The following is a 20,969-nucleotide window of genomic DNA, read 5'->3' on the forward strand; positions in this document are numbered from 1 at the left end:
GAAGATCACGATGAAGAACACCCTCAAGGCCGTGCTGGCCTCACTGCTGCTGGCGACCTCCGCTGCGGCCAGCGCCTCCCCGAAAGGCGAGATCCTGGTGCTGCTCTCGAGCGAGACCGAACTGCCGCTGCAAGGGGGCAAGAGCCTGACCACCGGCTTCTACCAGAATGAACTGGGGGTGCCTGCCGCCGCCCTGCTGGAGGCCGGTTATACCCTGACCCCGGTGACCCCGAGAGGGAACCGGCCCGTTGTCGACAAACACTCCGTCGATCCCCAGTACTTTGGTGGCAACCCGCAGGAGATGGTGCGCATCGGCGCCGTCGTGGAGGGGCTGCTTGGCGCCGGCAAGGTGCTCTCCCTGAGGGAGGTGCTGCAATCCGGTCCCGAGCGCTATGCCGGCCTCTTCATTCCCGGCGGCCACGCACCCCTCATCGATCTTGCCAAGGATCCCGAGGTGGGGACCCTGCTTCGCCACTTCCATGACAACCACAAACCCACGGCCGCCATCTGCCATGGCCCCATCGCGCTGCTGGCGGCGCAGGCGGATCCGGCCGGGTTCGAGCAGTCGGTCATTGCAGGCAAGGCAGACGGCGCCAGAGAGTGGATCTACGACGGTTACAGGATGACCATCTTCTCCGACAAGGAAGAGGCGGTGTTTGAAGGCTCCCTTGGGGGTGACAAGCTGCGCTACTACCCGGCGAAGGCCATGGCCCAGGCCGGCGGCAGCATGCAGTTCGTGGCACCCTGGCAGCCTGGCGTTGTGATCGATCGCGAGCTCATCACAGGCCAGAATCCCTTCTCCGACCACGCCCTGGCGAGCGCCTTCATCGCGGCGCTGGACAAACAGCAAGGGGCAGACTGACGCCAGGAGAGGCGCAAGTTCCCCCCTTGATCAGTGCAGGCAGCCCCCATGGGCTGCCTTTTTCATGCCCCTGCCTTGGCGAGAAACGCCTTCATGGCGGGGGTGACACTGTGTTTTCGGGTGATGAAGGCGATGGTGCCTGCGCTTGCATCGCTCAGGTGGTGGCAGGGCAGTTTGAAGAGCTGCTGGGCGGTGGCGGCGATGCCGGCGCTGACCACGGCGCAGCCCAGGCCGTGGCTCACCCCGTTGACCAGGTGGAACAGGGAGTCTGTCTCCAGCACCACCCGCAGGCTGATCTGCTGGCGGGCGGCGGCCTCGTCCAGGTAGCGGCGAAACTGCATGGTGGTGCTTGGCAGGATCAGGGGGAGATCTTGCAGGTCCGCCAGGGTCAGCGGCCCGGTCGGGGCGCAGTGGGCAGGCAGGGGGCCCAGCAGGGCCATGGGGTTGGGGTGGCGAAGCTGGACGTCGAGGGCCCTGCGCTGATGCTCGGTGAGCAACTCGTCAAAGCCGAGCCCGATGTCGATGCGATGCAGATCCAGCTGCTCCATCAGGGTGGCATGGGTCATCACGCAGAGGTGCAGGCCCACCTTGGGGTAGGCGTCGTTGAACCCCTTAAGCAGCGGCATGATGTCGATGCTCGACTGGGGCACGACGCCGATGCGTAGCGCCCCCGACAGCCCGCCCCGAAAGAGGCTGAGCTCTTGGCGCATGGCATCCTGCTCCTGCAGCATCCGCTCGGCGTGGTGCAGCACCACTTCCCCCGCCTGGGTCAGGGCCACGAACTGGCTGTTGCGCACCACCAGTTCGGTGCCAAGTGACTTCTCCAGGGCGGTGATGCTGGCTGACAGGGTCGGCTGGGTGATGAAGCAAGCCTTGGCCGCCTTGGCGAAGTGACGGTGCTGGGCCAGCTCGTAGAAATAGTGCAACTGCTTGATATTCATCGTGGTAATGGCAGCAGGCAAAGGCAATGAGCGACAAATTTAATCAATCGACATCCCGATAGCAATAGAAGTTATCTATTGGTGAATAGATTTGTTTCATTGGTTTTGGCGCGGCGGCTTATCTAAACTTGAGGCCCGAATACAGCTTATAAGCGTCTCGCATGATCCCTTTCAATTCACGGTTGCCCAGTCTGGATGAGCTGGTGGAGGAGGTGGCCGTGTCCGTCAACATCAACGGCATCAACCATGCCGTCATGATGGCCACCCCGGACGATCTCGACGATTTCGCCATCGGTTTTCTGTTTGGCGAGGGGATCATCGGGGGCAACCATGATGTACACGATATCCAGAGCACCCCGTCCCAGCACGGCATCGTGCTCGATGTCACCATCGCCAACCGCTGTCTGGCAATGCTTGGCCAGCGCAAGCGCCGCCTGGCCGGTGCCAGCGGCTGTGGCATCTGCGGCGTGGAGGCCATCGAACATGCGTTGCCCGTGCTCACCCCGCTGACCCCGGGCGCCCCCTTCGACACCGCCTCTTTGCAGGATCTGCGGGAGCGCATCGTCCCCTGGCAGAGCAAGGCCCGCCAGAGCGGCGCCCTTCATGCCGCCCTGGCGCTGGATGATCGCGGCGAGATCCTGGCCTGCCGGGAGGACATAGGGCGGCACAACGCCCTGGACAAGCTCATCGGCATGCAGCTGCGCCAGCCGGTGCAGGCTGCCACCCTGGTCATCACCAGTCGCTGCGGCAGCGAACTCATTCACAAGGCGGTGCAATTTGGCGCCGCTCACCTCATCAGTCTTGCTTCCCCCAGTCAGCTCGCGGTGCGACTGGCCCTGAAGTACAACCTGACCCTGATCCATGTGCCCCGATCCGATGCCCCGGTCTGCTATGCCAGCCCCCGCGCCCTGGATCACGTTGGAGACTCCCATGTCCAGTCATATTGAAAAACCGGCCAAGGCCGGCGGCTTTTCCTCCTTGCAGTCCACCTTCAAGCAGGTGCTGCGCAGCCAGAAGACCCGCCAGAACATCAAGAACCTGCTGCGGGTCAACCAGACCGACGGCTTTGACTGTCCCGGCTGCGCCTGGGGTGACAACAAGCAGGGGGCCTTCCAGTTTTGCGAGAACGGCGCCAAGGCGGTGGCCTGGGAATCCACCGGCAAGACGGTGGGGGCCGATTTCTTCGCCGAGCATTCGGTGCGCCGTCTCGCCACCCAGAGCGACTACTGGCTCGAATACCAGGGGCGACTGACCGAGCCCTTGCGCTACAACCCGGCCACCGATCACTACGAGCCGGTGAGCTGGGATCAGGCGTTTGCCCTCATCGCCGACAAACTCAAGAGTCTGGCCAGCCCCGACGAGGTGGAGTTCTACACCTCGGGACGCGCCAGCAACGAAGCCTCCTACCTCTATCAGCTGTTTGGCCGCCTCTATGGCACCAACAACTTCCCCGACTGCTCCAACATGTGCCACGAGGCGAGCGGGGTGGGGCTCATCCAGTCCGTCGGGGTGGGCAAGGGCACCGTGGTGCTCGATGATTTCGACGCCGCCAAAGCCATCTTCGTCTTTGGCCAGAACCCGGGCACCAACCACCCGCGCATGATGAACGCCCTGCGCAAGGCGGCGCGCCAGGGGTGCCAGATCGTCACCTTCAACAACCTCAAAGAGGTGGCCCTCGAGCGCTTCGCGAGCCCCCAGAGCCCGGCGGAGCTACTGACCCCGGCGGCCACCACCATCAGCCACCAGTACCTCACGCCAAAACTTGGCGGTGACATGGCGGCCATTCGCGGCATGGCGAAATACATTCTGGAAGAGGAGGGGGGGCGCATCGATCTCGCCTTTATCGAGCAGCACACCGCGCACTTTGACGACTACCTGGCCCAGGTGAAGGCCACGGAGTGGACGCAGATCGAGGCGCAATCCGGCCTCGGTCGGGAGGCGATCACACGGGCGGCGCAGATCTTCGCAAGCAGCGAGAGCGTGATCAGCTGCTGGGCCATGGGGATCACCCAGCACAAACATTCGGTCGACACCATTCGCGAAATCGTCAACCTGCACCTGATGTGCGGCCAGATTGGCAAGCCGGGGGCCGGACTCTGTCCGGTGCGCGGTCACAGCAACGTGCAGGGCAACCGCACCATGGGGATCAACGAGAAACCCAATGCCGCCTTCCTCGATCGCCTGGAGCGCTGTTTCCCGGTGGGCTTCAAGCGCACGCCGGGGCACAACGTCTACGAGGCCCTCAAAGCCCTTCATGGCGGCAAGAGCAAGGTGCTGATCTGCCTTGGGGGCAACCTGGCAGCCGCCGCGCCGGATACCGAGTTCACCTATGAAGCGATGCGAAGGAGCGAGCTCAACGTGCAGATCAGCACCAAGCTCAACCGCAGCCACCTCATGGTGTCAAAAGATGCCCTGATCCTGCCCTGCCTGGGCCGTACCGAGCTCGATCAGCAGCGCACCGGGGTGCAGAAGATCACCGTGGAGGACACGTTCAGCATGGTGCACGCCTCCACCGGGATGAACGAGCCGGTCTCGCCGCTCTGTCTCTCCGAGATAGACATCGTGGCCCGCATGGCCGAGGCAACGCTTGGCAGCGATCGGGTGGACTGGCTGGCGCTGCGGGATGACTACGGGCTGCTGAGGGATCTCATCGAGGAGACCATCGCGGGCTTTGGCGACTTCAACCGCCGCATCGAGGAGCCCTGCGGCTTCCATCTGGAGAACAGCGCCGCCCTGCTGCGCTGGAACACCGCGAGCGGGCGCGCCGAATTCAGGGCGAGCCGTTTGCCGGACTCCATCCTGCCCGAGTGCACCAGCCACTCGGAGCAGATGGTGGACCAGCCCGTGCTGCTGCTTCAGAGCCTGCGCTCCCACGATCAGTACAACACCACCATCTATGGCATGGATGACCGCTATCGTGGCATCAAGGGGCGACGCAATGTGGTCTTCATGAACGAGGAGGATGCCAGGAGGCTGGGGCTCGCCGAGGAGCAGCGGGTGGACATGAGTGCGGTGTGCAACGATGGGCGCGAGCGGGTGGTGCGGGGCTTTAGCGTCATCTTCTACGAGATCCCGAAAGGCAACATCGCCGCCTACTACCCGGAGACCAACCCCCTGGTGGCCATCGAGAGCATAGGGGAGGGCTCTTTCACCCCCACCTCCAAATCGGTGCCCGTACTGGTGACCCCGAGCGCCGCCTCGGTCGAGAGCCTGGCTGTCACGCTCTGATCTTCTGACATGGATACCGTCCGACCCCTGCCATGGCAGGGGTTTTTTTATGGCCGAACGGTGTCCGGCAAAGCCTGGGCCGATCAGCCCAGGGCCACCACCACGCAGTTTCGGCCCTGGCTCTTGGCATCATAGAGCGCCTTGTCCGCCTCCTTGAGCACGGCGGCTATGCTGGTGGCATCCGCTCCCCAGTGGGCGACGCCGAGGGAGATGGTGATGTGGCCTGCCACCTCCATGTCGTGGCTCGCCACCCGGGTACGCAGGCGCTCGGCGATCTTCTGCGCCTGTGCAAGGGAGACCCCGGGCAGCAGCAGCAGGAACTCTTCGCCGCCGCTTCGACACAAGGCGGCATCGGAACGCAGATCCTGCTGCATCAGGGTGGCGAGGGAGACGATGACGGCATCCCCCACGTCGTGACCGAAGCGGTCGTTGATGGCCTTGAAGTGATCGATGTCCAGGGCAATCACCGTCAGGGGCTGACGCTCGACCTCGTACTCGTCCAACATCTGCTGCATGGCCCGGCGGTTGAACAGGCCCGTCATGGGGTCGGTGTGGCTGTCGGTGTGCAGCTTGTTGATCTTGGTGTTGAGCAGCCCCAGCCCCTTGAGGATGGCCTGCTTCAACTGGGCTGCTTCGAAATACCAGGCGCGGATCCCCGAGATGCTGGTGGCGGCCCCTTGCTGATCCATGAGTCCGGCCCGGTTGGCCAGTTGTCGCAGGGGTCTGGCGATGATGGTGGCCGAGAGCCAGATGACGAAAAGAATGAAGAGGGTGACCGGGATCATCCCCTTGAGGATCTCCAGCATCTGTTCATCCAGGCCGGCCAGGGTGGCGCTGCGGGGGCGCTGGGCCACTATCCCCCAGCCTGCGTCCGCCACCGGGGCAAAGCCTGCCAGCATCTCGCTGCCCCGGGAGTTGAGCACGCTTTGCGCGCCATCCTGCCCCTTGAGTACCGCATCCACCACCCGGTTCTTGCCAATCTTCTGGCCGAGGCGCTCCGGGTTCGGGTGGTAGATGAGGGTGCGCTGGCGGTCCACCACATAAAGATAAGAACCATCCTGGTAGTAGTGCTGCCCCAGCAGGCTGGAGAGCACGCTGGCGGACTCCAGATAGATGGTGCCGGCTACATAGCCGAGGTAGCGCTTGTCTGCCGAGAAGATGGGGTGGGAGAGGCTGATGAGGTAGTTGCCAGTGAGGGAAACCAGGGGATCCGCGATGAGGGGCTGCTGGCTTGCCAGGGTCCGGCTCGCATTGGCCGAGGTGAGCTTGACCCCTTTCACATGCAATGCCTCGGGAGAGACGGCGACGATGACGGAGTCGGTGTTCACGATGGCCACCGAGTTGAAGGTGTTGGTCTGCTGGCGCAACTGGCCTGCCACCTCCTCGAGTCCATGGAGGTCGTTGCCCTGCAGCAAGGGGGCGAGCCGGGCCGCGCCATAGGCCAGCTGTCCCTGGGCCGAGCGCAGCATGGTCTCGGTGGAGGCGGCGAGCTTGGTGGCATAGACCCGGTTTGCCTCCAGGGTGCTGTCGATGAGCAGTTGTCTTTGTGCCTGATAGATGGCGTAAAAGCTGTTGCCAAAGGTAGCCAGCACGCCGATGACGGCCAGCGCAAGGATGAGGCGATGCAAATCAAACCTCAGCAGCCAGTGAGAGTGCATGAACGAAACGGATCCTTGTCGTGGCGTCGGGGCAGTGCGGCAATTTTAAGGGGGGTGACCGCCCAATGCCATCGTTAATGTGATTCTCGAATGGTTCCCTTTCATGGCGTGTCCCGGGCGGCAGCCCCGTCCCCTGTCGTCATGAGGCCGGTGAGGGCGGGATCCGCCAGCTCCGCCACCGTCTGCCAGAAGGGGGCGACGAGGGGATTGTCGTTGCCCGGCGGGCGAATGAGCCCGATGATCCAGCTCGCGTCGGCCTCCTCGAGGGGCAGGGTCAGCACATCGGGATGCTCAATGGTGGTGGAGGAGGGGACCAGGGTCCAGGCGATGCCGGCCGCCGCGGTGGCGATGCCGGCGGCGAAGTCGTTGACGTACTGGATGTCCTGGAAGCGCAGCCCGCTCTGGGCCAGATAGTGCACGAACTGATCGTGAAACGAGGGGGCCTTGTCCCGGCGCAGGATGGCGAGCGGCTTCTCCTGAAGATCGGCGAGCCCTGCCACCCCCTGATAGCCTGCGGGCAGCACGGCGACGAAATGGGCGCGCACCACGGGCAGCACCGGCCAGCCCTTGGGGGCGGGCAGGCGGCAGAAGCCGAGATCCAGCCGCCCCTCCGCCAGCGCCAGCAACTGGTGATGGGTGGAGAGATCGTTGAGCTCGATGGCGACCCCGGGGCGGCTGGCCCGAAAGCGGGCGATGGCGGCGGGCACCAGCAGCTTGGTGGCGACCCCGAAGCCGATGCGCAGAGTACCCGCGTGGCCCGCCAGCACGTCGCGGGCGCTGCGGGCGAGCTGTTCGCTCTGGGCCACCAGGGTGCAGGCGTCGGCGTAGAGGGCGCGCCCGAGCACCGTCAGCCGGGTGCTGCCGGCGTTGCGCTCGAACAGCTCGCCGCCAAGGTCCGCCTCCAGCCGGCGGATCTGCTTGCTCAGGGCCGACTGGGTGACGTGCTGGCGCGCCGCCGCCTGACCAAAGTGCAATACCTCCCCCAGGGTGACGAAGGCTTTCAGGTCTCTTAACTCCATGGTGTCTCGCTTGATTCCAGATAGGAATGATAGGTGGCCATATTTGTCATTGGACGGAATTCTAGAAGTGTTGGATGCTGGTGCCAACTCATTTCGGGCCCCTGTACGGGGTCGACGTATCACGGGATGGCCCCCGCCATCCGCGCAGAAGGAGCAACACCAGATGCATCATCACAAGTTCAACGACTTCCCGAACGGTTTCCTCTGGGGCGCCGCCTCCGCCGCCTATCAGGTGGAAGGGGCCTGGAACGAGGAGGGCAAGGGCCCCTCGGTATGGGACAGCTTTACCAAATTGCCGGGCAAGACCTTTGAAGGGAGCAACGGAGACGTGGCGGTGGATCACTACCACAGGGTGGAAGAGGACGTGGCGCTGATGGCCGAGATGGGGCTCAAGGCCTATCGCTTCTCGGTGAGCTGGCCGCGCATCTACCCGACGGGGCGTGGCGAGGTGAACGAGGCGGGGCTCGCCTTCTACGACAGGCTCATCGACGCCCTGCTGGCCCACGGCATCGAGCCGGTGCTGACCCTCTATCACTGGGATCTCCCCCAGGCCCTGCAGGATGAGTACGGCGGCTGGGAAGACAGGCGCATCATCGACGACTTCGAGCGCTATTGCGTGACTCTCTATCAGCGCTTCGCCGGCAAGGTGAAGTACTGGGTGTCGCTCAACGAGCAGAACTACAACCTGACCAACGCCTACCAGCTTGGCACCCATCCTCCCGCGGTGCAGGACAGGAAGCGTTTCTTCGCCGCCAACCACATCGCGTTTCTCGCCAATGCCCGGGTCATCAAGGCGTTTCGCCAGCACGTGCCAAACGGCCTGATCGGGCCGAGCTTTGCATACTCCCCCGCCTATCCGGCCTCCTGCGCCCCGAGCGACATGCTGGCGTTCGAGAATGCCGAGGAGTTCACCAACCTCTGGTGGCTGGATGCCTACTGCTTCGGCCGTTACCCCCAGGCGGCGCTCGCCTATCTGCGGGAGACCGGCGAGGCGCCGGAGATCCTGCCGGGCGATCTCGAGCTCTTGCGCGAAGGCACCCCCGACTACATCGGGGTCAACTACTACTACACCCTGACCTTCACCGACAACCCCCTCGGCGGCCAGACGATGCAGCGCATCAACACCACGGGCAAGAAGGGCACTACGCCCTCCAGCGGCATTCCCGGCCTCTACAAGACGGCCCCCAATCCGCACCTTGAGACCAGCAACTGGGACTGGGCCATCGATCCCACCGGGATGCGCATCGCCCTGCGTCGGCTCTCCTCCCGCTACGCCCTGCCGCTGATGATCACCGAGAACGGCCTGGGGGAGTTCGACAAGCTGGAAGCCGGGGACAGGGTGAACGACGACTACCGTATCGCCTATCTGCACAGCCACCTCAAGGCGTGCCAGGAGGCGATGCAGGACGGGGTCGAGCTGATTGGATATTGCGCCTGGTCCTTCACCGACATCCTGAGCTGGCTCAACGGCTACCAGAAGCGCTACGGCTTTGTCTACGTGGACAGGGACGAGCAGGGAGGGTCTCTTCGTCGCATCAAGAAAGAGAGCTTCCACTGGTACAGCCAGGTCATTGCAAGCGGTGGCAAGACCCTGTAACGGGCCCGGTGCGCCGCACCTCGTCTGCCCAATGCCGGAAGGCCCCCTCATCGGAGGGGGCCTTCCTTGTTTGTGCAGCAGGCAATCATGACCGCCTAGATAAACATGCCGCCCGAGGCTTCGATGCGCTGGGCTGTGATCCAGCGGCAGTCATCGGAGAGCAGGGCGGCGATGGCGCCACCGATGTCGTCGGGCTGACCCACCCGGCCAAGGGCGGTCTGGCTCGCGAGAAAGTCGTTGACCCCCTTGTTGTCGCGCACCACGCCGCCGCCAAAATCGGTCTCGATGGCGCCGGGGGCCAGCACGTTGACCGCGATGCCCCTGGGGCCCAGCTCCTTGGCCAGATACTGGGTGAGCACCTCGACGCCCCCCTTCATGGCGGCGTAGGCGGCATAACCCGGCATGGCGAAGCGGGTGAGGCCGGTGGAGAGGTTGAGGATGCGACCGCCGTCTGCCAGGAGGGGCAGGAGCGCCTGGGTCAGGAAGAAGGTCCCCTTGAGGTGGATGTTTAGCAGGGTGTCGAACTGCTGCTCCGTGGTCTGCTCGAAGCTGGCATGAATGCCGATCCCGGCGTTGTTGACCAGGAAGTTGAAATGGGTGCGCTGCCACTCCCGGGCGAGCAGTTGCGTCACCTCCTCTGCAAAGGCCGCGAAGGTGGCGCTCTCGCCCACGTCCAGAGCCAGGGCATGGGCCCGAACGCCGAGGGCGCGGGCCTGGGTCACCACCGCCTCCGCCTCTGCGGCCTGGCTGCGATAGGTGATGATGAGGTCGACGCCTTTGGCGGCGAGGGCCAGGGCCCCGTGCTTGCCAAGGCCGCGGCTGGCCCCGGTGATGAGGGCGATGGGTCTGGTCATGGTATGACTCCTGTCAGGGTGGCGGACACAGGCTCGATACGAGCCGACCGGATCACTGTATTGTTCCTTTTAAACTGGATAAATAGCGTGATAATAGAATCACTGTTCCGTTAATCGAGACAATCAGGCCATGGATCAACTGGATGCGATGAGAGCCTTCGTGCGGGTTGCCGAGCTGGAGAGTTTTACCCGCTGCGCCGAGCAGACGGGCATCCCCAAGGCGACCCTCTCTGCCGCCATCCGTCGGCTGGAGGAGCGCATGGGGACCCGGCTCCTGCTGCGTACCACGCGGCGGGTGCAGCTCACCACGGACGGCCAGCTCTGCTATGCCAGATGCCGGGAGCTTTTGGCGGACATGGAGGAGTTTGACGGCCTGTTTCGCCAGGGGGGGCAGATCTCGGGACAACTGCGGGTCGACATGCCAAGCCGGATGGCCCGTCACCTGGTGATCCCGGCCCTGCCGGACTTTCTGGCGCAGCATCCCGCCCTGCAACTGATGCTGAGCAGCACGGACAGGCGGGTGGATCTGGTGCGCGAGGGGTTTGACTGCGTGGTGCGGGTCGGGGCGCTTGAGCCCTCCAGCCTGGTGGCCAGGCCCCTTGGTCACTATCGCCAGATCAACTGTGCCAGCGCAGGCTACCTGGCTCGCCACGGGGTGCCCCGCACCCTTGGGGATCTGGCGGGCCACCGGCTGGTGCACTATGGTTCCGGGTTTGGTGCCGGGCAGGGGCGCAGCGAGCCCGGCTTTGAATACCTGGCGGAAGATGGCCACCGCGCCCTGCTGCCCATGGCGGGGGCCCTCATGGTCAATGACAGCGAGACCTACCTGGCGGCGGCGCTGGCGGGGCTTGGCATCATCCAGATGCCGCGGGTGGGGGTCGAATCCCTGCTCGCGGGGGGCGAGCTGGTGAGCATCCTGCCCCAGTGGCAGCCGCCGCCGCTCCCCATCCACGCCCTCTATGCCCATCGCCGCCAACTGGCCCCCAGGGTCCAGCTCTTCATCCACTGGCTGGCGGGGTTGCTCGCCGCCCATCTCGGGGGCGCCTCAGAGGCGGCTGCGCCTTGAGCGAAACTCCCTCGGCGAGAGGGCAAACTCCTCGCGAAAGAAGCGGGTAAAGCTGCTCTGGCGGGCAAAACCCAGGCGCTCCCCCACTGTCTGCAGGGGGAGGGCGGGATCCTGCAACAGGCGGCAGGCCTCCTCCCGGCGCACCCGCTCCAGCAGGCCCGAGAAGTGGCACCCTTCCTCCCGCAGATGGCGGTTGAGGGTCCAGCGGGTCAGTTTGAGGTGCTCGCACACCCCATCGAGCAGAGAGGAGGCCTCGGCGCTCTCTTGCCACAGCTGCTGGCGGATGAGTGTCATCACCCTGTCCCGGTAGCGGCTGCTTGGGCGAAGCTGGGCCATCTGCCGGTCGAGCTCCCCGAGCAGCAGGGGTTGCAGGGGCAGGTTGCACTGCCCGTGGGCGAGATCGAGCAAGGCGGCGGGAAAGCGCAGCTCGAAGTCCGCCCCCTGTTGCAACCGCCCTTCCAGCCAGCCTGCCAGCTCACGCCACAGCCTGGGGCGTACCGGGGTGGGCAGCACCAGCAGCCCCTGGCCCGGGTGGTAGAACTGGAGCAGGGCATAGAGGTGGCAGAGGTTGGCCAGGCTGCTCAGGGCGATGACGTCCGGGTGATCGGACTCCGAGTGGTAGCTGATCCTGGCCTGCCCCTCTTCTTCTTGCAGGCGGATCTCGTCGCTCTCGCCGATGAGGGGGCGGTAGGCGAGGAAGAAGTGCAGGGCCTGGCGAAGGGTGGCGGCGTTGCAGCACAGGCTCGCCAGCGACATGAAGTCGGCAAAGAGGCCAGGGAGGGCGGGGGGCGTCCAGTCGAGGGCCAGATCCACGTGGGGGGCTGCCCCGGCCAGCAGCCGGAAGTGGCGCCCGGTGTCGAGCCGCCCCTGGGGGATCAGCAGCTCTTCGTGAGCGATGCCGCAGGGGTGCAGGAGGGCAGCAGGATCCCGCCCGCGGGCCTGCCAGTGGTTGAGGCAGTGCAGGGCAATCCGGTTGGAGACGGTCTTCACGGCAAAAATCCTTGTCAGCGGTGGCCCACCATCATCGGCCAACGGCGGCGGATTGCCGTGAGCCAGCGCCGCTTTCATGTTTCAGATTTGTAACCAAGGGTAACCCTGCAACCCTTTTCACACTTTTCAATCCTGCTCCCAACCGGCAACTTCCTGCACCCGACGGGCAAGTGAGAGGGGCCGCTTTTGCATAGAGTGGCGACTCCTACACACACAAGGAAGATAACAACAATGAAACACCACTCGCTCTCCCGAACCCGTGTCGCCCTCGCCATCGGGGCCCTGCTGCTGGCAGGGTGCAACGACAACGATTCCACCCCCAAGCCCGAGCAGCCCGTTCTGGGCCACCGCACCGTCACCCTCATCGAGCAGGACGGCCTGCAATTCAAGGATCTCGATGGCAGCGGCACCCTGACCCCCTACGAGGACTGGCGCCTCGGCGCCGCCGAGCGGGCCCGGGATCTGGTGGGCAGGCTCACCCTGGCCCAGAAGGCAGGGCTGATGATGCACGGCACCCTGGTGCTGGACGGGGCGGGGCGGGTGAACCTCGCGGCCATGGACAAGATGCTGCGCGAGGACGGGGTCAACACCTTCATCACCCGCATGGCCGGTGATCCGGCGGCCATCGCCGCAGACAACAACACCCTGCAGGCCCTGCTGGAAGGGGTGGGATTCGGCATCCCCATGACGGTGAGCACGGATCCCCGCAACCACTTCACCCATGATCCGAACGCCACCAGCATCGGTGCCGGGGCCTTCTCCCAGTGGCCCGAGACCCTGGGGCTGGCCGCCATCGGCGATGCTGCCCTGGTGCAGCGCTTTGGCGACATCGCCCGTCAGGAGTACCGTGCCGTCGGCATCCACGAGGCCCTCTCGCCCCAGGCGGATCTCGCGACCGAGCCGCGCTGGGGCCGCATCAACGGCACCTTCGGGGAAGACAACCTGCTCGCCAAGTCCCTGGTCAAGGCCTACATCGAGGGCTTCCAGCAGGGGAGCGAGGGGATAGGCAAGGAGAGCGTGGTCACCGTGGTCAAGCACTTCGCCGGGGCCGGTCCCCAGAAGGACGGGCTGGATGCCCACAACCCCTGGGGCAAGGAGCAGGTCTACCCCGGCGGCCAGTTTGCTTACCACCTGGTGCCCTTCGAGGGTGCCTTCGAGGCCAGGGTGGCCGCCGTGATGCCCTATTACGCCATGCCCCTGGGCCTGACCCAGGATGGGCAGCCCGTCGAGGAGGTGGGGTTTGGTTTCAACCGCCAGATCATCACGGATCTGTTGCGGGGCCACTTCAAGTTTGACGGCGTGGTGCTGAGCGACTGGGGCATCGTCAATGACTGTGACAGCCGCTGCGAGCAGGGGCTGACCCAGGATGAAGTCAATGCCGGGGTGAGCCCCTGGACCGTGCCCTTTGGCATGTCCTGGGGCGTGGAGAAGCTCACCAAGGCCGAGCGTTATGCCAAGGCCATCGACGCCGGGGTGGATCAGTTCGGTGGCGTGGAAGATCCGGCTCCCCTGCTGGCGGCGGTGCAGAGCGGTCTGGTGACCGAGGCGGCCATCACCACTTCGGCCGAGCGGATCCTGGCCCAGAAGTTTGCCCTCGGGCTCTTCGAGAATCCCTATGTGGATGCCGAGGCCGCGGTGGCCCTGGTGGGCAAGGCCGAGTTCCAGCAGGAGGCCCAGGCCGCCCAGGCGGCGTCTCACGTGCTGCTGAAGAACGAGGGGGCCCTGCTGCCGCTGAAGGCGGACGGCAAGCGGGTCTATCTGCACAATGTCAACGCCGAGGTGGCCAGGGCCAACGGCTATACGGTGGTGACGAACCTGGCCGACGCGGAGCTTGCCATCGTGCGGGTCAACGCCCCGGGCGAGCAGGACCCCCGCTTCCCGTTTGGCAGCATCCACTTCGGCCAGCTCGGCTTTGCCAGCAATGCTCAGGTGGTGCAGGAGACGGCCCACGAAGGGGTCTACCGCGGCGCGGATGACTATGCCGCCATCCAGGCCATCGAGCAGGCCGGGGTGCCCCTGGTGCTCTCCGTCTATCTGGACAGGCCCGCCATCCTGACCGAGGTGGCCCCGGCGGCCCGGGTGCTGCTCGCCAACTTCGGCGCCCTGGATCAGGCCCTGTTCGATGTCATGAGCGGCACCCAGAAGGCACGTGGCAAGCTCCCCTTCGAGCTGCCCTCGAGCTGGCAGGCGGTGCTGGCCCAGTCCCCGGACGTGGCCAAGGACTCACAAAGCCCGCTCTATCCCTACGGGGCCGGTCTGGCCTATTGACGGACAGGGATGTTCTGTCTCTCATCAAGGCGCCTTCGGGCGCCTTTTCCATTGCCCCCATCGACAATCCCGGTTTGGCGCAAGGGGTTGGCTTGGGCATAATGGCGCCCCGGCAACGGGTGCGGTGGCCAGTGTGGCAGGCACCCGGTCACAGTGCACAGGAGATGAGATGAAATTTATCGGAGCCCACGTCAGTGCGGCGGGCGGGGTGGAAAACACCATCGCCCGGGCCAAAGCCATCGGGGCCAACGCCTTCGCCCTGTTTACCAAGAATCAGCGCCAGTGGCAGGCGGCGCCCCTCTCCGAGGCCAGTATTCGCGCCTTCAAGGCCGCCTGCGAGAAGGAGGGCTTTCGTCCCGAGCAGATCCTGCCCCACGACAGCTACCTCATCAACCTGGGTCATCCCGACCCCGACGCCCTCGCCAAGTCCCGGGATGCGTTTCTGGACGAGATGAAGCGCTGCGAGCAACTGGGGCTGTGCTACCTGAACTTCCACCCGGGCAGCCATCTCAAGCAGATCCCCGAGGCGGTGAGCCTCAAGCTCGTGAGCGAGTCCATCAACTGGGCGCTGGAGCGCAGCGAAGGGGTGACGGCGGTGATCGAGAATACCGCCGGCCAGGGCACCAACCTCGGCTGGTCGTTCGAGCACCTGGCCACCCTCATCGACGGGGTAGAGGACAAGAGTCGGGTCGGCGTCTGCTTTGACACCTGCCACGCCTTCGCCGCCGGTTACGATCTGCGTACCCCCGAGGGGTGCGAGGCGGTGTTTGCCGACTTCGACCGCATCGTGGGGTTCGAGTACCTCAAGGGGATGCATATCAACGGCGCCAAGTGTACCTTCGGTAGTCGGGTCGACCGTCACCACAGCCTGCGGGAGGGCAACCTCGGCGAGGCGGTGTTCCACCACATCATGAACGACGACCGTTTCGACGGCATCCCGCTTATCCTCGAGACCATCGACGAGTCCATCTGGGGCGAGGAGTTAAGCTGGCTGCGCAGCCTGGCCGGGAGCCCGCGCCCGGCGTGATGCCGGGGTCCACCATTGGGTAGCAAGGAGAGACGATGCACGACGAGACAAGGGCGCCCCTGCGCTTTGGCATTGCCGGGGCGGGGGCCATCGCCCGGCGTTTTTGCCGCGATGTGAACGGGCACGCCAGGGGAGCCGAGGTGGTGGCCATCGCCGCCCGGGACCAGGGACGGGCGGACGAGTTCGCCCGGGATCTGGGGCTGCCCCACGCCTATGGCAGCTATGAGGCCCTGGCCGCCAGCCCCGAGGTGGAGGCCGTCTATGTGGCGGTCATCCACCCGGAGCACGCGGGCCTGGTGAGGCAGATGCTGCTGGCGGGCAAGCACGTACTGGTGGAAAAACCGGCGGTGACCCGGGTGGCGGATTGGGACGCCCTGGTGGCGCTCGCCCACGCACGGGGCCTGCTGCTGCTCGAGGCCATGAAGGTGATGTGCTTCCCCGCCATGCGCGCCCTGTTGCAGCGCCTGCCCCTGCTGCCGCCGCCGCGCGAGCTGCGGGCGGCGTTCGGTTCGACCCAGCCCAGGGTGGGCAAGCTGTTCGATCCTGCCCTCGACGGCGGCGCCGCCTGGGACGTGGGGGTCTATCCCCTCTGGCTCCATGCCGCCCTCTGCCATCGGCTGGGGCTGGGCTGCCCCGCCCCCGAGGTGACGCTGACGCGGGCTCCGGGGGAGGTGGATCTCACCGCCAGCTTCACGTTCGATGAGCCGTTTCGGGCCGAGCTCGGGGCCTCCATCATCGAGGATCTCGAGCGGGAAGCGTCCTTGTCCGGGGAGGGGTGGCGCCTGGTCATCGAGGGCAAGTGGTGGAATCCCCAGCACATTCGCTGGCAAGGGGGGCCTGCCCCCGTCATCTGGCCGGCGGACATCTATCTGCCGGTGGAGGGGGGCGGCATGCAGCACGAGGCGGATCACTTCGCCGATTGCCTGCGCCACCGGCTGCTGGACTCCCCCTGGGTGCCCCAGGCCGTGACCCGGCAGGTGCTCGGCTGGATTGAAGGGGGACTCGCCGGCTGAGGCCGGGGAAGGGCTGAGGGTCGAGGGGAGCATCGGCTGAACGACAAGGGCGCCAATGGCGCCCTTGTCGTATCCGAAGGGGTTCTCACGCCAGGGTCTGGGCGCGGCAGAAGGCCAGGAAGCGGCGCAGGGCGACGGAGTGGAACTTCTGCTTGTGCCAGACGAGGGAGAGCTGGCGGGGGAAGCGGCGACTCGGGGTGAGGGCCACCAGGCGCCCCTGTGCCAGCCGGTCCGCCACCGCGAGGCGGGAGATGAAGGAGATGCCGAGCCCCTTCTCCACCGCCAGCATCACCGCCTCCAGGGTATTGAGCTCTATCCCCGCCTGCCAGCGGGGCAGGTGGGGCTGGAGCTGCTGCTCGAACTGCTCGCGGCTGCCGGATTGCGCCTCGCGCAGCACCCAGGTTTCCCCGGCAAGCCGGCGCAGGGGCAGCTCGAGCTGATCCGCCAGGGGGTGACCGGGGGCGGCGATGATGAGCATCTCGTCCTCCAGCCAGGGTTCGCTCACCAGGTCCGGGTGGTGGTTCTCCCCCTCGATGAGGGCGAGATCCAGCTCGAAGTGGGCGAGGGCATGGCACAGGAGGTGGGTGTTGGCGATGGTGACCCTGGGGGCGGCTCCCAGCTCCTGGGCCCCCTCCGCCAGCAGGGCGGGCAGCAGGTAGTTGCCGATGGTCTGGCTGGCCCCGAGGTGCAGCTGGCCGCTCGGCTCGGCATCGGGGCTGAAGAGCTGCTCTATCTCCTGCATCCGGGTCAGCAGCTCCTCGGCGGCCGGTTGCAGCAGGCGCCCCTCGCTGTTGAGCTGAAGCCTCGGGTGCACCCGGTCGAACAGGGGCGTGGCGAGCTGGCGCTCCAGCTCCTGCAGCGACTGGGAGACGGCCCCCTTGCTCAGGCAAAGTTCATTGGCGGCGCCCCCCAGGTTGCCGTGGCGGGCGATGGTGGCAAACACCTTGAGTTGTTGCAGGGTGAGCTTCATATCGTTTGATTTTCCTAAACGCTAAGTTCAATTCATTTAGATATCGTAAACGATAGACCCCCTTTATCCTATGCCCATCGTCATCATCAAGAGGGTATTCGCCATGATCGCAAGAACCCGCCGCTCCCTGGCCGCCGCCCCGACCCCCATGGCCGGTCTGGCTCTGGGGATCGCCAGCCTCGGCTGGTGCTGGGAAAATGCCGGTCAGTTCGATGGCCGTCTGCAACTGCTGGGGGCCGCCATCGCCGCCGTGCTGCTCCTCGTCCTGACCTTCAAGTTTCTGATCCACCCGCGCCTGCTGTGGCAGGATCTCGCCCATCCCGTGGTGGGCAGCGTGGTGCCCACCTACGCCATGGGGACCATGGTGGTCTCCAAGGCGGTCGGCCTGCTCGCCCCGACCCTGGGGCAGGGGCTCTGGCTGTTTGCGGTCATCATCCACCTCGTCTTCCTCGCCACTTTCGTCTGGCACAGGGCCAGAGCGTTCGAAATCCATCACATGGTGCCGAGCTGGTTTGTGCCGCCGGTGGGGATCATCGTGGCTGACGTGGCCTACCCGGGCGGTCCCTTCGCATCCCTGGCCACCGGCCTGCTCTGGTTCGGCATGGCCTGCTACGGCCTGATGCTGCCGCTGATGCTCTATCGCCTCATCTTCAGCCACGAGGTGCCGGATGCCGCCAAGCCCACTATCGCCATCCTGGCCGCCCCGGCGAGCCTGTCGCTGGCCGGCTACCTCACCGTGAGCCAGGATCCCTCCCTGCTGCTGGTGGCGGTGCTGCTCGGGATCGCCGTGCTGATGACCGGCATCATCTACCTGGCCTTCATCAAGCTGCTGCGCCTGCCGTTCTCGCCGGGTTACGCCGCTTTCACCTTCCCCCTGGTGATCGGGGCCACCGCCCTGTTCAAGGTGAGTCACCTGCTGTCGCAGTGGCCGGAGGCGGCCCGCTATGCCGAGCAGCTCCATCAGCTGGCCTATCTGGAGCTGGGGGTGGCCACCCTGGTGGTGGGTTACGTGGCCCTGCGTTACCTGATGTTCTTCCTGCCGGCGGTGCAGGATGACCTGCCGGGGCAGCCCGCACGCCGCTAGGCACAAGGTTTTCATCCCCCCTCGTCATCGACCCCGCCCGTGCGGGGTCTGCCGTTCGTGATGCAGTGACACAGAGGGGAATCAAATGAAGCAGATTAATTTTGTCAATCCGTGAAGTGGCTTAAATAGTTGCCCATACAGGCGACATTCAGTTGGCGTTAACTGGTAATACCTGTCACGATGCGCGCCACTTTATCTTCCCATTGTTTTGTCGTGCCCCATGTCCTCATCTGATCCCGTGTTTGACGCCCGATTCCAGCCTCGTCTGCTGCACCCCCGTTACTGGTTGAGCTGGCTCGCCCTCGGCGCCATCGGTGTGCTCGCCTTCGTGCCCCCGCGCTGGCGGGATCGCCTGGCCGATGCTCTGACGCCCCTGGTATGCGCCATCTCGAAGAAGCAGATCTACATCGCCAGGACCAACCTCGCCATCTGCTTCAAGGAGAAGAGCGAGGCCGAGCGGGAGGCCATCCTGATGACCTCCATCCGGGTCGGCCTCAAGAGCCTGCTGGGCTTTGGCGAGTTCACCTGGCGCAGCCCCGCCCACGTGATGGGGCGGATCCAGGTCAGCGGCTGGGAACATATCGAGGCGGAGCAGGCCGCTGGCCGACCGGTGATCCTGGTGGTGCCCCACAGCTGGCCCATCGACGCGGCGGGCTACTACTTTGCCCAGCGGGGCCTGCCCATGTGCACCATGATGAAGAGCGCCCGCAACCCGGTGTTCGACTGGCACATCAACGGCGCGCGGGCCCGGCACGGCTGCCGCGTCTATGAGCGCAGCGCCGGCATCAAGCCGGTGATCAAGGCGGTGAAATCCGGTCTGAGCTTCTTCTATCTGCCGGATCAGGATCACGGCCGGGAGGCAAGCCTGTTCGCCCCCTTCTTCAACCACCCCAAGGCGACGTTGCCGGCCCTGCCACGGCTGGTGAAGCTGACCGGCGCCCGGGCCCTGCCGGTGCTGGCCTGCTATGACGAGCAGGCGCACGGCTACCGGTTGGAGGTCGAGGCTCCCTACGCCGACTACCCGAGCGGGGATCTGATGGCGGATACCTGCCGCATGAACGACAGCGTGGAGCGCCAGCTCTGCCGCCACCCGGGCCAGTACATGTGGTTCCTCAAGATCTTCGACACCCGTGAGGATCAGGTGGGGCCGGATGGCCTCTACGAAGAGGGGATCCGGCGCATCCGCCGGGGCCTTGCTCCTCACCCCTGAGCCTTGCGCTCACCCGGTGCAAAAATGTGGCCCCAAGCGGGCCACTTTTTATTTCTAACTTGTCTGATCAGTGACTTGGCGCGGGGGCGCTGTGCAGGGCAGGGTAGAAAAAGTTGTCAGGATCACTAAAATGACGCTCTGTTTTGATGATTCGATGGCGACCATGTCCGCACAAGATCCGGTGTTTGACACCTCTTTTCATCCGCGCCTGCTGCACCCCCGTCTGTGGGGCAGCTGGCTGGCCGTCGCTCTGCTCTCCCTGCTGGCCTGGGTGCCGGCAAGGGCACGGGACAAGCTGGCCGACTACCTGGCCCCCCTGCTGCTGCGCGTCTCCAGGAAGCAGGCCTACATCGCCGACACCAACCTCAAGATCTGCTTCCCCCATCTCGACGAGGCGGGCCGTCAGGCCCTGCTGCTGAAATCCATCCGGGTGGGGCTCAAGACCTTCCTGGGCTTTGGCGAGCTGACCTGGCGCAGCCCCGACTTCCTCAAGGGGCGCGTCAAGGTGAGCGGCTGGGAGCACGTGGAGGCGGAGCGGGCAGCCGGTCGCCCCATGATCTTCGTGGTGCCCCACACCTGGGCGGTGGACATGATTGGCCGCTACTTCCCCCTCCAGGGGATCAAGATGTGCACCATGATGAAAAGCCCCAAGGATGCGGTGTTCGACTGGTACATCAACCGCGAGCGCAGCAAGGGTGGGCGTATCTACGAGCGCAGCGTCGGCATCAAGCCCGCCATCAAGGCCCTGCGCAGCGGCGACAGCTTTTTCTATCTGCCGGATCAGGATCACGGCCGGGAGGCGAGCCTCTTCGTGCCCTTCTTCAACCACCCCAAGGCGACCCTGCCGGCCCTGCCCAAGCTGGTGAAGCTGACCGGTGCCCGCGCCGTGCCCATTCTGGCCTGCTACGACGAGGACGAGGGGTGCTACCGGCTGGAGATCGAGGCGCCGTTCGATCCTTATCCCACCGCGGATCTGGTGGCGGACGTCAACCAGATGAACCGCATGGTGGAGCAGCAGCTTGGCCGCTTCCCCGAGCAGTACATGTGGTTTCTCAAGATCTTCGAAACCCAGGAGCACGATCAGGGCGAGGACGGTCTCTACGAGGCGGGGATCCGCCGCATCCGCCAGGGGCTGCCACCGGAACCTTGATCGACACGGCCCCCTTGCGGGCCGTTTCTGAC

The 20,969-nt window shown here is 65.3% G+C and carries 17 protein-coding genes; 11 read left to right on the forward strand and 6 right to left on the reverse strand.

The genetic code is table 11. The annotated features are described in order from the left end of the window. Positions 1-10 precede the first annotated feature (10 nt). Positions 11-862, forward strand: a complete 852-nt coding sequence (locus tag AB5Y70_RS09110) for a type 1 glutamine amidotransferase domain-containing protein (protein WP_049636398.1) — start codon at positions 11-13, stop codon at positions 860-862. 62 nt (positions 863-924) lie between these two features. Here AB5Y70_RS09110 and AB5Y70_RS09115 read toward each other — a convergent pair whose 3' ends face one another. Continuing rightward, a complete protein-coding gene (locus AB5Y70_RS09115; protein WP_010674609.1) occupies positions 925-1,803 on the reverse strand; it encodes a LysR family transcriptional regulator in 879 nt (292 codons plus the stop codon). Positions 1,804-1,964: 161 nt separating this feature from the next. Between AB5Y70_RS09115 and fdhD the strand changes: the two genes are divergently transcribed. Both fdhD and AB5Y70_RS09125 read left to right on the forward strand, forming a co-directional pair. Further along, positions 1,965-2,750, forward strand: coding sequence for a formate dehydrogenase accessory sulfurtransferase FdhD (gene fdhD / locus AB5Y70_RS09120; protein WP_043156122.1), 786 nt, complete (start codon positions 1,965-1,967; stop codon positions 2,748-2,750). Further along, complete coding sequence (locus AB5Y70_RS09125; RefSeq protein ID WP_043156120.1) at positions 2,734-5,031, forward strand: FdhF/YdeP family oxidoreductase; 2,298 nt, start codon at positions 2,734-2,736, stop codon at positions 5,029-5,031. Before fdhD ends, AB5Y70_RS09125 begins: the two co-directional genes overlap by 17 nt. 83 nt (positions 5,032-5,114) lie before the next feature. Here the strand turns inward: AB5Y70_RS09125 and AB5Y70_RS09130 are convergent, their stop codons facing one another. Together AB5Y70_RS09130 and AB5Y70_RS09135 are read right to left on the reverse strand one after the other, a co-directional pair. After that, a complete protein-coding gene (locus AB5Y70_RS09130) occupies positions 5,115-6,689 on the reverse strand; it encodes a sensor domain-containing diguanylate cyclase (RefSeq protein ID WP_043156117.1) in 1,575 nt (524 codons plus the stop codon). 101 nt (positions 6,690-6,790) lie between these two features. After that, positions 6,791-7,708 (reverse strand): LysR family transcriptional regulator, encoded by a 918-nt coding sequence (locus AB5Y70_RS09135; RefSeq protein ID WP_043156115.1) that lies wholly within the window; start codon positions 7,706-7,708, stop codon positions 6,791-6,793. A gap of 163 nt (positions 7,709-7,871) precedes the next feature. Between AB5Y70_RS09135 and AB5Y70_RS09140 the strand changes: the two genes are divergently transcribed. Continuing rightward, entirely contained in the window at positions 7,872-9,305 is a 1,434-nt protein-coding gene (locus AB5Y70_RS09140; protein ID WP_010674614.1) for a glycoside hydrolase family 1 protein, read from the forward strand. Positions 9,306-9,400: 95 nt separating this feature from the next. Here the strand turns inward: AB5Y70_RS09140 and AB5Y70_RS09145 are convergent, their stop codons facing one another. Next, positions 9,401-10,159 carry an SDR family NAD(P)-dependent oxidoreductase gene (locus AB5Y70_RS09145; protein ID WP_010674615.1) on the reverse strand — a complete coding sequence of 253 codons (759 nt, stop codon included), beginning with the start codon at positions 10,157-10,159 and terminating at the stop codon, positions 9,401-9,403. A 130-nt stretch (positions 10,160-10,289) separates the two neighbouring features. Between AB5Y70_RS09145 and AB5Y70_RS09150 the strand changes: the two genes are divergently transcribed. Continuing rightward, positions 10,290-11,225 (forward strand): LysR family transcriptional regulator, encoded by a 936-nt coding sequence (locus AB5Y70_RS09150; RefSeq protein ID WP_010674616.1) that lies wholly within the window; start codon positions 10,290-10,292, stop codon positions 11,223-11,225. Here AB5Y70_RS09150 and AB5Y70_RS09155 read toward each other — a convergent pair. Then, positions 11,205-12,215 carry an AraC family transcriptional regulator gene (locus tag AB5Y70_RS09155; RefSeq protein ID WP_010674617.1) on the reverse strand — a complete coding sequence of 337 codons (1,011 nt, stop codon included), beginning with the start codon at positions 12,213-12,215 and terminating at the stop codon, positions 11,205-11,207. The two genes, AB5Y70_RS09150 and AB5Y70_RS09155, sit on opposite strands and share 21 nt — an antisense overlap. 231 nt (positions 12,216-12,446) lie before the next feature. On the opposite strand from AB5Y70_RS09155, the gene AB5Y70_RS09160 reads away from it, so the two are divergent. The 3 genes from AB5Y70_RS09160 to AB5Y70_RS09170 all read left to right on the forward strand — a co-directional run bounded on the left by AB5Y70_RS09160 (position 12,447) and on the right by AB5Y70_RS09170 (position 16,523). Next, on the forward strand, positions 12,447-14,483 hold the full coding sequence (locus AB5Y70_RS09160) for a glycoside hydrolase family 3 protein (protein ID WP_010674618.1): 2,037 nt from the start codon (positions 12,447-12,449) through the stop codon (positions 14,481-14,483). A gap of 169 nt (positions 14,484-14,652) precedes the next feature. Beyond that, complete coding sequence (gene nfo / locus AB5Y70_RS09165; protein ID WP_010674619.1) at positions 14,653-15,510, forward strand: deoxyribonuclease IV; 858 nt, start codon at positions 14,653-14,655, stop codon at positions 15,508-15,510. 35 nt (positions 15,511-15,545) lie between these two features. Then, complete coding sequence (locus AB5Y70_RS09170; protein ID WP_010674620.1) at positions 15,546-16,523, forward strand: Gfo/Idh/MocA family protein; 978 nt, start codon at positions 15,546-15,548, stop codon at positions 16,521-16,523. Between the two features lie 85 nt (positions 16,524-16,608). Here the strand turns inward: AB5Y70_RS09170 and AB5Y70_RS09175 are convergent, their stop codons facing one another. After that, positions 16,609-17,493: a LysR substrate-binding domain-containing protein gene (locus AB5Y70_RS09175; protein WP_010674621.1), complete on the reverse strand. Its 885-nt coding sequence runs from the start codon at positions 17,491-17,493 to the stop codon at positions 16,609-16,611. A gap of 103 nt (positions 17,494-17,596) precedes the next feature. Between AB5Y70_RS09175 and AB5Y70_RS09180 the strand changes: the two genes are divergently transcribed. From AB5Y70_RS09180 to AB5Y70_RS09190, 3 genes are all read left to right on the forward strand, one after another. Continuing rightward, on the forward strand, positions 17,597-18,577 hold the full coding sequence (locus tag AB5Y70_RS09180; RefSeq protein WP_029314475.1) for a TDT family transporter: 981 nt from the start codon (positions 17,597-17,599) through the stop codon (positions 18,575-18,577). Between the two features lie 220 nt (positions 18,578-18,797). Next, positions 18,798-19,787: a lipid A biosynthesis (KDO)2-(lauroyl)-lipid IVA acyltransferase gene (locus tag AB5Y70_RS09185; protein ID WP_010674623.1), complete on the forward strand. Its 990-nt coding sequence runs from the start codon at positions 18,798-18,800 to the stop codon at positions 19,785-19,787. Positions 19,788-19,941: 154 nt separating this feature from the next. Then, positions 19,942-20,937, forward strand: coding sequence for a lipid A biosynthesis acyltransferase (locus tag AB5Y70_RS09190; protein WP_029314477.1), 996 nt, complete (start codon positions 19,942-19,944; stop codon positions 20,935-20,937). The last annotated feature ends 32 nt before the right edge of the window (positions 20,938-20,969 follow it).

The sequence above is a fragment of the Aeromonas sp. s1(2024) genome (assembly GCF_040908005.1).
Lineage (GTDB): Bacteria > Pseudomonadota > Gammaproteobacteria > Enterobacterales > Aeromonadaceae > Aeromonas > Aeromonas caviae.